Consider the following 12,574-nt stretch of genomic DNA (forward strand, 5'->3'; position numbering starts at 1 on the left):
TAAATATCCTATAGGATATGCCGCAGAAGCAAAATTACTTGCTCGTAGCAGTACTTGCTTGGGCTATAATCGCGACAACCCTAGCTAGCTACCTCTACCTCGAAAACAACCGTCTTTCGCGGGAGATTAGCTATCTGGGCGGTAGAGTTGTAATAGTCAATGTTGGGATAGACTACGGCAACGGGACTATCGCATGGTTTAATAGCACAGCTCTACCTAGGGGATCTACAGCACTAACTGCACTTGTGAGTGTGGCTCAAGTCGAGTACAAGCTGGGTTCGTGGGGAGCCTACGTAACCTCCGTTAACTCGGTGCAAGAGAAGATAATCTCTAAGAATGAAGGGTACTCGTGGATGTGGTATAGGTACGATCAGGCCAAGAAGGCCCTCGTCCTCGGCGAAGTAGCCGCTGATAAGTATAAATTGGCAAGTGGGGAGACGATAGTCTGGAGGTATGAGCACTGGAAATTCTAGGGAGTACCTTCTCGTGCTGTTTTTTCTGTATTTTACACCGTCGTTCGTTGGAAGGTTCAGGATCTCCAGTGAGCTAAGAATCGGTGAAGGCAGAGTCAGGAGGATACTCTCCGAGCTCCTAAAAACAGGGTTAATTGTGAGGAAAAGGGCCGGGGTTAAGATCTCCGCTAGAGGCAGGCGGGAAGTCGAGCATGCCCTGCTCCGGAAGGGGATAAACGAGCTCTTTCTCAGCGACGCCACGGAGCTGAACGCCGCTGTGGTTGTTGTAGGCATAGCTAGGAGCGTTCAGGCGTCGAAGATCAATGTCCTGGGGTTGAGAGACGACGCGGTTAGAGGAGGGGCTCTTGGCGCCATAATATCAGTTTACCGCGGTGGCTCATTAAAGCTACCTCCAGCTGACGTCGACCTCTGTGAGTACGCCAGTAATCTCTGCCGCGAGATAACGAGGAGAAAGAGTCTCGAGGAAAACGCGCTCATCATAGCAACCTTCGGAGATAAGCTGGTAGACGCTCTATCCGGGTTTATAAGCCTACTAGAAGGCAGGTACTACGGCGAACTAAGCCAAGACTCTATAACCTGGGGAACCTCCAGGACAGATTCGACGTAGGCGTCCGCTAGATCCGACCTATGCTTAGCGTCTCTTAAGACCTGTATAGCCCTCATACCCACTCTTTTAGCCCCTAGTACGTCTGCAATAGGGTCGTCTCCAACGTGCACGCATCCCGGGGGCTCGAATCCTGCCAGCCGGCACGCCACCCTGAAGATCTCTTCAGAGGGCTTCTTCCAGGCTACTGCCTGGGAGGCCACCAGCACGTCAACGTATTCCAGTAGCCCCTCCTCCCTAAGCCTCCTGTACACAACATCATAGCTCCCAACGTTTGTTATCACACCGACTAGTAGCCCCATGCCCTTCAATTCTGAAAAAACACTGTGCACGCCCTCTTCAAGCCTAAAACCCTCCACATACGACTCGATTACTCCATTGTAGATTCTCTCAGCAAGCTCAGGCCTCGGAACTACACCTAACTCTCTCAGCAGGAGCATCACCCTCACTAGATCCCAGAGTTCAAGGTTCCCCCACTGGGATCCCACTCTCTCCCATACACTTAAGACCTGGCTGGGCTCTACTGTAATACCGAGTTCTACGTCTACAAGACTCGACAGTCTTCTGGCGAGTGCTTGCCCGAAACCCCTATCGAAGACTAGCGTCCCGCCCATGTCGAAGAAAACTGCACGCGGGCTCCGACTCATGGCAGGTTAGCCCCAGAGTCACTAGGTATATATGTCTTCATCTTGGAGAAAAAGCCTTATTATCACCTCTTTATTTTGGAAAGGCAGGTTTGATACTGGCATGGAGGATTTCCACCAAAGTCCCTCGAAACTGGTAGCTAGCGGGAAAATAAAAGTCCTATTCTCGGAGGAGGGCGACGTACTCTACCTCGACATCGACGGGAGCGTATACGAGGGGATAGGTGATACTGTTCCTGTGCCTCTGTGGAGGCTGAGGAGGCTAAGGCTTAAAGAAATCCCCAAGGACGTCTACATAGAGCCCGCAGAGAGCATTCACGAGAACATTGTTCACACGCTCCGCTACTCCTCAAAACTGTCTTTCCTCGTGAAAATGGGCAGAGACCATGCACTAGTAGAGCTCGATGAGTGGGCCCGGTGGTGGGGAGACTACATAGGCTTCTACGCCTACATGGAAGCTCTCTCCACAGTACTGGAGGAGGCCGAGGACGCGGGCTACATCGATGACCTATACATTGACTTCGCCGACGACACGTTTTTCGCCTCTTTCAGGATAAATCTACCTGGAGACATGACAATTTTTAAGGCGATAAATGTTGTCAAGAAAATCCTCTTCTGTTTCGAAAACGAAGCAGAGTACCAGGCCGCGCTTCTGGCTCTTCGGGAGATAAAGAAGATCCTCAAGAGGAGTGGAAACCACGAGACCAGGGCTAGCTTCTTAGACCGGCTCGAGGAGATATTCAACAAGTACGGCTTATAAACTCTTCAGAAAAAGTTTTCTAAAATATAGAGTAACAAAAAATATATTTTGTACCAGCTCTCTGCCTGCCAGAAAAAGATGCTCGATGAAAAAGACATAGCAATACTTGAGGCTCTACAGGAAAACGCTAGACTAACAATTAAGGAGCTTAGCAAGAAGATAGGCTCCCCTATAACTACCGCGCACGCACGCCTGAAGCGCCTCGAGAAGGAGGGTTATATAAAGGCTTACAGGGCTATCTTGGATCCGAAGAAGCTCGGCTTCCCGACAATAGCATTCATATTCGTAAGTTTTGCTAAGACTCAAGGGATCGACCAGAGGAAAGTTGCTGAAATTATCTCCAAGTTTCCCGAGGTTCAAGAAGTGCACATAATAACGGGCGAGTGGGACATACTTGTTAAAGTTAGGGTTGAAAGCGTAGACGAGCTCGGGGATTTTGTCGTCAACAAGCTAAGGAATGTCGAAGGCGTGGAAAAGACATATACATCGGTTGTCCTCGAGAGCATAAAGGAGACGACAAAGCTACCTGTGGGTTACAAGTGGGGTGGTAGCGTGTGGCAAAAATCTACTTCGCAGCCCCCATGAGAGGCGTGCGAGAAGCGCTAAAAGAAGTACGGGAACTTATAAGGCTCGTAGAGAGCAGAGGTCACGTAGTCCTAACAAAACATGTTGCTGAAGAAACCCTCGACACCGATAGAGGTCTTTCCCACAGGGAAGTATTCGAGAGGGACGTCAGGCTTCTGGAAGAAGCGGACATGTTGATAGCGGAAGTATCCTATCCCAGCCTGGGTGTAGGGTTCGAAATAGCCTACGCACTACTAAGGGGGAAGAAGACCGTAGCCCTAGTAAAGCACGAGAGGATGGACAGTTTGTCGTCGCTCATACGGGGCATTACGTGGGAGAATTTCTACCTAGTAGACTACGGAGAACCTAGCGAGGCTGTTGAAAAACTCGCCGCTAAGGGTCTAATCTAGGGGGTCACTGTTGAGAGTGGGTTTAGTTCTCCTGGACACTGTTACCAACCCGGGCCCTACCCGGAGATGGCTCACAGGCTATCTCAGAGCAATAGGCGTGGAAGTTAACCATTACCTGCTGAAAAACGAGGATCTAGGTATGCTCTCTCGCCTGCTGTCTGAAAACGACGCGCTTATAGTTATTGGGGGCGCTGGCAACAAGGAGGTTGTGAAGAAGATAGCCGAGGCCCTAGGACTGGGAGTAGAGGTGAACAGTGAGGCTCTGGAGGCCCTTCGGTTATATTACTCAGACAGGATAAACGTCCCCCCAGATTTAGAGGACAAGGCCCTCATGCCCGAGTTTAGCTACGTCATACCAAACGAGAGAGGCCCGACCCCTGGCTTCGTAGCTTTCAGCCTATCAGACGACAGTTTCATTGCCGCGACTCCACCGAAATTCGAGGAGGCCGTAGAGTGCTTTGAGACGGGGATACAGGACTTCTTCAGGGAAAAAACTGGCAAAAAGTACTCTGCTACCTTCGTCCTCTATCTAGACGCATCAGTTGAGGAAGCCGAGCACGTCGTTAATACTCTCTCAGGGCAAGCAGAAGGAGCGTTCATCCGGCTAGATGCGCGGTTCATGGGGACAAGGGGCGTGCCCCTAGTCTTTACCGTCTACGCTTCTACCCCTGAAGAACTCTCGGAAAAGATGGATGAGCTTGAGAGCAGGTCTAGAGAGCTTGTAAGGAGTCTCGGGAAAAGCCTTCTCGAGAAAGAGCCGGGCGCCTGGGAAGAAGAGCTCTAGGGCAAAAAGGTATTATCTCCGCTCCCGCGTTAACAGGACGATGAATGTTATAGACGTTAAGGGGTACAGAGATAGATGGAGTGTAGTGTTCTCGGACGGGGCCTACTGGAGGGCTGGCGTATACATCCCCGAGAACTCCTCGCCTGGAGAAATAGTTGTCCTAGAGAAGCACAACAGGCCGGAGCTCTTCATACTCATTGAAGGAGAGATAACTTTAGTTCTCTCCGAGGACGGATTAGAAATAAAGGAAGTGCCCATGGAACCGGGGAAAATATACATCGTAGAAGAGTGGCACAACGCGTACAGGCCTAGAGGGAGGCCCGGGAAAGCCCTAGTGATCGAGGCACCAGACATAGAAACAGAGTACTTATCGATCGAACCGCCACTCCCTTGTCGCGAAGAGTAGCTTTTTAACGCTCCGGCTTGAGAAATCAAAGGCAATGATGAATGAACTCCCCGTCTCGAGCGGTGAGGAAGTTTCTGGTCGCTGAGCTCACGCGCTTATGAGCTCGTAAACCCTGTCCTCTAGCTTCTGGAAGTCGGGAGACCTCCTGTCTCTAGGCCTCGGGAGGTTGACTTCGACTATGCCTGCTATCCTAGCAGGTCTAGGTGTAAAGACAACGATCCTGTCGGCCATAAAAATCGCCTCGTCTACGCTGTGAGTAACCATCATTATGGTCTTCACTGTCGTCACGCCCCACATCCAGAGGTCGAGAACCTCTGAACGGAGGGTCTCGGCAGTGAGCGGGTCGAGGGCTGAGAAAGGCTCGTCCATGAGGAGGATAGCAGGCTCCACTGCAAGTGCCCTCGCAACGTTCACCCTCTGCTTCATCCCGCCGCTGAGCTCACGCGGGTAGAAGTCCTCGAAAGACTGTAAACCCACAAGCGTCAGGTACTTTCGGGCCCTGTCCTTAGCCTCTTCCCACGAGAGGCCATTAACGCGCAGTGGCAGTGCTACGTTCTCGAGAACAGTCATCCACGGCAAAAGTGTAGGGCTCTGGAAGATGAAGCCTATCCTGGCGTTCTCCTGCCGTACTATTACTTCGCCTGAGTCGGGCTTCTCTAGGCCGGCAATGATCCTCAGAAGAGTGGTCTTCCCGCAGCCAGACGGCCCGAGAATAGCGACAAACTCCTCGCCAATATCAAGCGAGATCCCATCGAGCACCTTGAGCCTCCTCGAATCCTCAACAAATGTCTTCTCGATGTTCCTCAACTCAAGGATAATATTTCTGGAGTTTTTGGGAACTTCCATCTCTTCACTCACCCCCATACTTCCCCTCAATATACCCGAAGATCCTCGACCACAAAGTCTTGTTGATTACGACAATGACTATCGAGAGAACCAGCGCAGAGACTGTCAGACCAATAGTGTTCCCAGAAAGTGCAAACCTATTGAGCAGGGCTCCCACCCCGCCCAAGTCTATCGTCCTATCTCCTACCTGGACATACTCCGCGACAACGCTCGCATTCCACGCGCCCCCCCAGGCACTCAAAGCCCCTGTTGCGACAGACGGTAGGAGAGAGGGTATGAAGATGTGCCGGAAGAACGTCCACCCCCTAAGACGGTAAACCGTGGCAAGCTCTTCAAAATCCCTCCTGATGCTACCTAAACCGTACACGAGGATGTTGAAGTAAAGGTACCAGAATGACCCCTGGAGGAAGACGATAAAGGAGACGATGTACTGCCCTAAGACGCTCCCGAGCGCTATCCCCAAGAGAAGCGGCCACCAGATTATCGCGGGAATTGATGCCAGCAACTCTCCTACGACGGTCATGGCTGTGCTGAATAAACGCGACCTGTAGGAGAAATACGCAACAACCATGGAAATAGCAAATGAGAACACTACAACTAGGGCCACGCGTGAGAGGCTCAGCGGCAGCTCAGCAAATATGGAGACAACCTCTAGAGGCAATTTCTCACCGAGCAGAAACCTGGCCCCTGCAAAAACCTGTGCTAGTGCGAAGACGAGAGCAAGTACGGCAAGCCACTTGACAGGCCCTGACAGCACCCTGTATTTTGACGCTCTTCTCTCGAAGGCCACTAGTAGCTCGCCTAGGCTACCCCAGATAAGAGCCACTGTCGAGTGCACTGTCTCGTAGACTCGAGTCACGCTTGGGAGGGCTCTCCCAAGGACAATGGAGGTAGCTGGATTCCATATCAGGACGTACGTCGCGAGAATAGTGGAGAGAAGCGTAGCCACGCCCAAGTAGAATCCGAGAAGGTTCCCGCTGTTAAAGCTGTCCAAGATGAAACTGCCTAGCCCCTTCAACTTATACTCCGCGGATCCGAGCGAGATAACTTCTGCAGATGTGAGAAAAAACCACCCTCCAGCCCAGGATACCAGGCTGTTCGAGACGAGAGAGTTCCTCGAGGCGGGCGTGTAGATGTAGAAGAAGCGGGCGGCGTGCCCGAACCTGTATACCTTAGCCATGTCGTCGAACTGGGGGTCTAGGGATTTTACAGACGAGTACACGCCGAAGATCATGTTCCATACAAGGCTTGTAACTATCAGGAATATGGACGCGAGCTCTACGCCAATCCTTTCGGGGAAATAAGTCACGAATAGAACGAGTGCCGCGGGGAAGAAACCTAAAATCGGGATGGACTGGAGCACGTCGAGGATCGGTAGAAGGATGCTCTCGACCGTTCTATTTTTAGCCATAGTACTTCCGAGAGTGAGGGCCACTATAGCTGAGACCGCGTATGCTGCAACCATCCTATTGAGGCTCGCTGCAAGGGAGGCCAGCAGGTCTATCCATAGGGGCACGCCACCCACCTAATATTGCTTTGGGATTTAAGAAATAGAAAGCTTAAAAAATGTAGCTCATAATTAGACAGTAATAGGTAGGTGACTCAGGTAAGTGTCCGAGGATCCCAGTAGCAGTCAACAGAAGAAGAAAATACTCTTGCCTGTTGACGTTACCCCCGACCACGTCCTCGGGCTTGTTGAGGCTTTGAATAGCCTAGGGGGTAGTATAGACTCTATGTACGTGGGTGACGCCATATTCGAGAGAGTGGACATCTTACCAAAAGCTATAGACGTGGCTGAAGCCCTGGGTCTAATAAGATCCGAGCAGGGGAATCTGACTCTCACGGATCTTGGGAAGAGGGTTGCTAGAAGTGACCCAAAGAGCTTGAAGTATCTCCTGAAGAACGCTATTGCAAGAACTGAACCACTTACAGAGCTGGTAACCATACTAAAACACAGGAGGAAAATCGGCGTCGAGGAATTCGAGAGCATCGTTGAGAAGTATTACCCTGGGAGAGTAGAAGAGGCCAAGAAGAACCTACTCATTTGGGGCGCTTTCCTGAACCTCTTTAAGATGGACGAGGACGACGAGGAAATACATTTAATCTAGTCATTGTTGCTAAACGTTGAGGATGAAGTTTGCTAGGGCCGATGGGTGAGGCTTACGGCGGAGGCTGAAAGCTAGAATAGTGTCGTCTGTTTTCCGCTCTTCCTAATATTAATATTCGGGAAAAGATCCCTTACGGGCAAGTAAACCTTCTCGTAGAAGTCCCTCTGGGAGAGCAGCACTCTCCTATCAAAGCTCGAGACATACTCCACGGCAAGCCTCCAAGCCTCCTCAAACGGCATGACAGCTTCGACCCTCCTTATAACCTCCCTCTCGAAGTCCTCCGGCCTCTGCTCCTCATCACCTATCGTAAACCACCCGTTGCTACTGACATAAGCCTGCTCGTCCCCGACGTAAGCCACAATTCTATTCTCTTCGCGGGTGACCTCAACCCCCCTAGATACCCTCTCGCGCGAAGCAGCAACGGGAACACCCCTGCGCTTTGCCCACGCGTAGAATATTGCCCTATTAAGCCCGAAGGAAAAAGCCTTCTCCTTATCCCCGGTTAGCACGAAGTACCTGGCTGCCTGGAGCAGTGCCATCACCTGGAACCTCCCCAACCTGGACTCGGCGGCCATAGGCTGACCCATAAAATGCAACCTCTCAAGACCTTATAACCTTGATATCGCGCCTTCACGCAGGGCTCTACTTACCTTCTCTACTAGGAGCGGGCAAAGGGCCCGGGAATCCCCGCTCGCGTCGAAGAAGATGAACTTCCCCCTTTTCTCGTAAAACTCTACGAGAGTCCTAGAGGAGTCAAGGTACTCCCTATACCTCTTCGCTATAATTTCAGGGCTGTCATCAGTTCTCCTGGTGAGCGTGCCCCCACACTTGTCACAAACTCCGTGCTTTACCGGAGGCCTCCACTTCTCGTGATATACTTCACCGCACGCCGGGCAGTAGAGCCTGCCGGAAAGCCGTTCCACTACAACTTCCAGCGGGGCCCAGAGGAAGATGGCGAGGTCTACGGGGAACCTCTCCTCGAGGGCCTCGGCCTGGGCTAGCGTGCGTGGGTAACCGTCGAGGACGAAACCGCGCTTGCAGTCCGGCATTGCCAACCTCTCGAATAGAATCATGTTTACGATAGCGTCTGAGACGAGAGCCCCCTGGGACATAAAACGCGAAATTTCCTCTCCTAGAGGAGAACCCTTTGCAACTTCACGCCGGAGCAGTTCACCGGTGGAGATATGGGGGATGCCGAATAGCTGAGAGAGTCTCGCCGCGTACGTGCCCTTTCCAACACCGGGTGGTCCTAGGAGAGTTAGCCTTATCCTTTCCACCCTTTAGTTAAGTGTCCTAACGCGGAGTAATAAGGGTTGTGTTCGGGCATCTGTAAACGTTTCAAGCTAGGTTAAAAAGACGGAGTCTAAATTGTAGGAAACGTGAAAACAGTAGATGAATGGAATATCCTGTATTTCATGACCGAGAAACTACCCCCTCGCATAGCGTCGCTCATAGAATCGGGCGAGTTCACTAGAGCTTCTGAAGAGATAAAGAAGATCCTACCAGAAGTAGAGGGATCCAAGCGGCTAAGGCTGTTGTACGAGCTTGACAGGATGAAGAGGCTCGGGAGAGAGTACCCGTACTCGTTCCACGAGGCATTCGCCCTTGCCTCGGAGGAGGTACCCTCGCTCTCGCGTGAGGAGTTCGAGTCCCTCATATCTAGGGGCTGCGTTGATAACATGAGAGTAGACGGCCACCTCCTGGTATTCCGGCGCTTCATCCCCAACATGTTCTGGCTTTGCCCAGAACTTAAAGAGAGGAGGAGGCGGAAAACAAGTGAGCTAGAGGAGATCGCCAGAGAGGCGTTGAGAAACAGGGCGCAGCGGGTTGCAGAAGCCTCTAGCGGCGAGCCTCAGTATGTTCTACCGCTGAAATACACGGTGAGATTCGCCTTGAGAGTCAAGCCCCGCGAGCGTTGCAGCGGGAAGCTGAGAGTGTGGGTTCCAATTCCTAGGGAGGACTCCATCAACCGTGAAGTGAGAATACTGGAGGCTGAGCCCCGGCCTAAAGCTATAGCGCCCCCAGACCACCCCCAGAGAACTGCCTATTTCGAGCTGGAGGACGAGTATAGTGTCGTCCTAACGTACGAGTACACATCCTATGGTTTCAACGCGAAGCTCGACTCCAACAAGGCGTACGTTGACGAGTCGAGCGAGGTGTTCAAGGAGTACACTGTAGAGAAGCCGCCGCACATTGTCTTCACGGGCTACCTCGTGAGCCTAACCAGGAGTATTGTGGGCGACGAGAAAAACCCGCTACTAAAGGCCAAGAAGATATGGGAGTGGATAACCACAAATGTGCGATACACTTATGCCCAGGACTACGCACTCTACGACAACATAAGCGAATACGTGGCGAGGAACAGGCGAGGCGACTGTGGGATGCAAGCAATCCTCTTCATAACAATGGCTAGGATCGCCGGTATACCTGCCCGCTGGCAGTCTGGGTGGTACATGAATCCAGTTAGGCCAGGCATGCACGACTGGGCGCAGATGTACATCGAGCCGTATGGGTGGGTTTACGTTGACCCGAGCTTCGGGAACAAGAGGAGAGGGGAGGAGTGGCGCAACACCTTCTACTTTGGGTCAATTGAGGGTTACAGGCTCGCGGCAAACATCGATGTCTCGACGCAGTTCTACCCCCCGAAGAAGCACTTCAGGTCTGACCCCGTCGACAACCAGCAAGGGGAGGTAGAGTGCGACGACAGGAACCTATACTACGACGAGTGGGAGAGCAGACTGGAGATAGTCGAAGTAGAAAGACTGACGTGAGTTTTTCAGTAGTGGAACCTAGATTTTATCGCCTGGGTAGAACTTGTGAATTAGAACCCACATCAGTAGTGCAAGGAGCCATAGAGACACCGTGGCAGAGGCAGCGAGAGTCATCGAGACAACAACGTCCCCTGTCTTGAACAGTGCCCCCATGAGCCAGGGGTAGAACGTGGGGCCCAGTGTCCACCCAAGGTTGTTTAGGATACTGTAGACGGCGAAGACTGTGCCCCTATGCTCCGGAACTACAACTTCACTGAGGATAGTGTTTATATTCGGGTACGCGAAGGTGGTGAACGTCATTCCGAACACTGCTAAGCTTGCAGGTAACAGGAGGGCTGTAAAATTAGCGTCTCCATGGGGGTAAGGGTAGCAGATCATCGATAACATGGCTACATAGCCGAGAGCAACGCCTAAGATTGATACTTTAGTCCTGCCGCCCAAGTCGCCCCTCTTTACTAGCCTGTCGCTGAGGCTCCCGCCGACGATATGTCCAATTGCTATGGAGAGAGTTGCTAGTGCAATTACTAGGGAGGCTGTCCCCTTAGTCACGCCCCACCTGGTCTGAATGTAGTCTATGGACCATACGCTGAGCATCCCCCAGGGTATCGTCCACGGAACAATCATCAGAAGAACTAGTAAGACAGTCTTCTTCTTCAGGCTCGGCAGAGCCTCTCTGAACTTGTAAGTTCTAATCTCTCTTCCCGCCTCCGAGAACCCTACGGTTATCCCTCTTGAAGAGAAATACAGTATAGTGGCCGTGACGAGAACCAGAGCCCCAGAGATCGTGTAGGCAAATCTCCACGGGAGAAGAACGCCTGCTGTGATTATAGCCACGATCATTGCCAGAACACTAGAGACGTAATAGGAGGCATAGCCCCTCCCCCTACTCTCGGGAGGGACGGCGTCCGAGATAAAGGCATATATCGCCGGCCCTACTCCGACATAGCCCACTCCAAAGAGGAGGAAGAAGCTTAACAGCTGTGTATAGTTCGTAGCCGTTGAGACCAGGATCATCCCAGCCCCCATGATGAGGGCCAGGAGGAATATCACCTGCCTTCTCCCGTACTTGTCTGCTAGAACGCCCCACGCGAATGACAGGACAAGGCCTACACCCTGCAATGCAGTGGCTACCAGGCCGCCGTAGTACCTCCACTCCTCTTCAGTGGCACCGGGGATAAGGCCCTCCTCGTGTAGTGTGCGCATGATGGGGTTAAGCATGTAGTAGCCCATGAAGTAGGAGAGGACGAGTAGCGAGAGAGAAGCAATGACTAGGCCTATACTGCGTCTCCCGCTCATGCTAACCACCTATTGAAGAACTCTAATACTTTACTCTCGTACTCTCTCGGGCTGTCGGTAATAGTAGAGACGTGCCGTGAAGGAGTAATCCAGAGCTCCGCCTTCTCGTTGACCTTTCTAACTCTCTCGTAGAACGTCTTGATCTCCTCCAACGGAACCAAGTCGTCCCCCTCGCCTGCCACGATCAGGAGGGGTATTCTTATCTTGTCGGCGAAACCGTACATGACGAGTTTTTCGGGGTCGATGCGGGCCCTCTTCGCAGTAAGCCACACGATTAGCGGGTAGGAGGCGCGTAACAGTAAGCCCGTTACACCTCTAACTCTGGCAATCCACCTTTTACCAGAGCTTCTAATGTCGATGTACGGGCTGTCGGCAACAGCAGCCTTCACTCTCGGATCCATCGAAGAGACCATCAGCGTTATAGCCCCGCCCATAGAGTATCCGATGAGGCCGAGTTTAGAGGCGAGTCCTCTCTCCTCCAGCCAGTCGATTATACGCATAACATCCTCACTCTCTCTAAAACCCAGCGTCGTGTACTCACCGGTACTCTCGCCGTGTGCCCGCATGTCGAAAACTGCAACGTTGAAGTTGTTCCTCGCTAACATTTCGAGGATCTGCTTCATATATCCCTCGTCCCACTTGCTTGAAGTGTATCCGTGGATAGCCAGGACAGTCTTGTCAGACCCACCTTTCACCAGCCAGCCCCTGAGGATGACGCCGTCCTGAGTCCTAACCTCTACTTTCTCGTATTCAAATCCGAGGTCGTGGGGACTCCACGAGCCCACCTTCCTCGTCGGCCTCAGCATCTTACTCGAAGCAATGTACGATATAACCACGAGGAGCCCTAGGAAGGCAATGACTACAGCTAACAAAGCTTGTAGGACTTCTGCTATCACAAGGCTCAAGTG

At 52.1% G+C, this 12,574-nt stretch carries 16 protein-coding genes; 9 read left to right on the forward strand and 7 right to left on the reverse strand.

The genetic code is table 11. The annotated features are described in order from the left end of the window. Window positions 1–17: 17 nt before the first annotated feature. Complete coding sequence (locus IG193_RS07475; RefSeq protein ID WP_192818561.1) at window positions 18–473, forward strand: DUF4430 domain-containing protein; 456 nt, start codon at window positions 18–20, stop codon at window positions 471–473. Further along, window positions 454–1,080 carry a DUF4443 domain-containing protein gene (locus IG193_RS07480; RefSeq protein WP_192818562.1) on the forward strand — a complete coding sequence of 209 codons (627 nt, stop codon included), beginning with the start codon at window positions 454–456 and terminating at the stop codon, window positions 1,078–1,080. Before IG193_RS07475 ends, IG193_RS07480 begins: the two co-directional genes overlap by 20 nt. On the opposite strand, the gene IG193_RS07485 is transcribed toward IG193_RS07480, so the two are convergent. Further along, window positions 1,020–1,724: an HAD family hydrolase gene (locus IG193_RS07485; RefSeq protein ID WP_192818563.1), complete on the reverse strand. Its 705-nt coding sequence runs from the start codon at window positions 1,722–1,724 to the stop codon at window positions 1,020–1,022. The genes IG193_RS07480 and IG193_RS07485 overlap by 61 nt on opposite strands. Before the next feature lie 100 nt (window positions 1,725–1,824). On the opposite strand from IG193_RS07485, the gene IG193_RS07490 reads away from it, so the two are divergent. The 5 genes from IG193_RS07490 (at window position 1,825) to IG193_RS07510 (ending at window position 4,645) form a co-directional block, all read left to right on the forward strand. Continuing rightward, the gene (locus tag IG193_RS07490; protein WP_192818564.1) at window positions 1,825–2,481 is read left to right on the forward strand and encodes a hypothetical protein; all 657 of its coding nucleotides are present in this window, start codon (window positions 1,825–1,827) and stop codon (window positions 2,479–2,481) included. A 78-nt stretch (window positions 2,482–2,559) separates the two neighbouring features. Next, the gene (locus IG193_RS07495) at window positions 2,560–3,066 is read left to right on the forward strand and encodes an Lrp/AsnC family transcriptional regulator (RefSeq protein WP_192818565.1); all 507 of its coding nucleotides are present in this window, start codon (window positions 2,560–2,562) and stop codon (window positions 3,064–3,066) included. Next, the gene (locus IG193_RS07500) at window positions 3,036–3,455 is read left to right on the forward strand and encodes a nucleoside 2-deoxyribosyltransferase (RefSeq protein WP_192818566.1); all 420 of its coding nucleotides are present in this window, start codon (window positions 3,036–3,038) and stop codon (window positions 3,453–3,455) included. Before IG193_RS07495 ends, IG193_RS07500 begins: the two co-directional genes overlap by 31 nt. Window positions 3,456–3,465: 10 nt before the next feature. After that, window positions 3,466–4,239, forward strand: coding sequence for a molybdopterin-binding domain-containing protein (locus IG193_RS07505; protein ID WP_192818567.1), 774 nt, complete (start codon window positions 3,466–3,468; stop codon window positions 4,237–4,239). 40 nt (window positions 4,240–4,279) lie between these two features. Then, window positions 4,280–4,645 carry a cupin domain-containing protein gene (locus IG193_RS07510; RefSeq protein WP_192818568.1) on the forward strand — a complete coding sequence of 122 codons (366 nt, stop codon included), beginning with the start codon at window positions 4,280–4,282 and terminating at the stop codon, window positions 4,643–4,645. Window positions 4,646–4,732: 87 nt separating this feature from the next. Here IG193_RS07510 and IG193_RS07515 read toward each other — a convergent pair whose 3' ends face one another. Both IG193_RS07515 and IG193_RS07520 read right to left on the reverse strand, forming a co-directional pair. After that, a complete protein-coding gene (locus IG193_RS07515; RefSeq protein WP_192818569.1) occupies window positions 4,733–5,491 on the reverse strand; it encodes an ABC transporter ATP-binding protein in 759 nt (252 codons plus the stop codon). Between the two features lie 4 nt (window positions 5,492–5,495). Next, window positions 5,496–7,016 carry an ABC transporter permease subunit gene (locus tag IG193_RS07520; RefSeq protein ID WP_192818570.1) on the reverse strand — a complete coding sequence of 507 codons (1,521 nt, stop codon included), beginning with the start codon at window positions 7,014–7,016 and terminating at the stop codon, window positions 5,496–5,498. A gap of 85 nt (window positions 7,017–7,101) precedes the next feature. Here IG193_RS07520 and IG193_RS07525 point away from each other — a divergent pair, with 85 nt between their 5' ends. Then, window positions 7,102–7,599: an AAA-associated domain-containing protein gene (locus IG193_RS07525; protein ID WP_192818571.1), complete on the forward strand. Its 498-nt coding sequence runs from the start codon at window positions 7,102–7,104 to the stop codon at window positions 7,597–7,599. 71 nt (window positions 7,600–7,670) lie between these two features. On the opposite strand, the gene IG193_RS07530 is transcribed toward IG193_RS07525, so the two are convergent. Together IG193_RS07530 and IG193_RS07535 are read right to left on the reverse strand one after the other, a co-directional pair. Further along, window positions 7,671–8,186, reverse strand: a complete 516-nt coding sequence (locus tag IG193_RS07530) for a hypothetical protein (RefSeq protein ID WP_225876072.1) — start codon at window positions 8,184–8,186, stop codon at window positions 7,671–7,673. 21 nt (window positions 8,187–8,207) lie between these two features. Next, complete coding sequence (locus tag IG193_RS07535; protein ID WP_192818572.1) at window positions 8,208–8,876, reverse strand: adenylate kinase family protein; 669 nt, start codon at window positions 8,874–8,876, stop codon at window positions 8,208–8,210. 102 nt (window positions 8,877–8,978) lie between these two features. Between IG193_RS07535 and IG193_RS07540 the strand changes: the two genes are divergently transcribed. Continuing rightward, a complete protein-coding gene (locus IG193_RS07540) occupies window positions 8,979–10,370 on the forward strand; it encodes a transglutaminase-like domain-containing protein (RefSeq protein ID WP_192818573.1) in 1,392 nt (463 codons plus the stop codon). 18 nt (window positions 10,371–10,388) lie between these two features. On the opposite strand, the gene IG193_RS07545 is transcribed toward IG193_RS07540, so the two are convergent. Beyond that, window positions 10,389–11,666: an MFS transporter gene (locus tag IG193_RS07545; RefSeq protein WP_192818574.1), complete on the reverse strand. Its 1,278-nt coding sequence runs from the start codon at window positions 11,664–11,666 to the stop codon at window positions 10,389–10,391. Beyond that, complete coding sequence (locus IG193_RS07550) at window positions 11,663–12,562, reverse strand: alpha/beta hydrolase (protein WP_225876073.1); 900 nt, start codon at window positions 12,560–12,562, stop codon at window positions 11,663–11,665. The genes IG193_RS07545 and IG193_RS07550 overlap by 4 nt, the downstream gene beginning before the upstream one ends. Window positions 12,563–12,574 lie beyond the last annotated feature (12 nt).

The sequence above is a fragment of the Infirmifilum lucidum genome (genome assembly GCF_014876775.1).
Classification (GTDB): domain Archaea; phylum Thermoproteota; class Thermoprotei; order Thermofilales; family Thermofilaceae; genus Thermofilum; species Thermofilum lucidum.

Bases quoted from the DNA above. Each gene is read 5' to 3' on its own strand.
- IG193_RS07475 (WP_192818561.1), top strand. From the start codon at position 18: ATGCCGCAGAAGCAAAATTACTTGCTCGTAGCAGTACTTGCTTGGGCT.
- IG193_RS07480 (WP_192818562.1), top strand. From the start codon at position 454: ATGAGCACTGGAAATTCTAGGGAGTACCTTCTCGTGCTGTTTTTTCTG.
- IG193_RS07485 (WP_192818563.1), bottom strand. From the start codon at position 1,724: ATGAGTCGGAGCCCGCGTGCAGTTTTCTTCGACATGGGCGGGACGCTA.
- IG193_RS07490 (WP_192818564.1), top strand. From the start codon at position 1,825: ATGGAGGATTTCCACCAAAGTCCCTCGAAACTGGTAGCTAGCGGGAAA.
- IG193_RS07495 (WP_192818565.1), top strand. From the start codon at position 2,560: ATGCTCGATGAAAAAGACATAGCAATACTTGAGGCTCTACAGGAAAAC.
- IG193_RS07510 (WP_192818568.1), top strand. From the start codon at position 4,280: ATGAATGTTATAGACGTTAAGGGGTACAGAGATAGATGGAGTGTAGTG.
- IG193_RS07515 (WP_192818569.1), bottom strand. From the start codon at position 5,491: ATGGAAGTTCCCAAAAACTCCAGAAATATTATCCTTGAGTTGAGGAAC.
- IG193_RS07530 (WP_225876072.1), bottom strand. From the start codon at position 8,186: ATGGGTCAGCCTATGGCCGCCGAGTCCAGGTTGGGGAGGTTCCAGGTG.
- IG193_RS07545 (WP_192818574.1), bottom strand. From the start codon at position 11,666: ATGAGCGGGAGACGCAGTATAGGCCTAGTCATTGCTTCTCTCTCGCTA.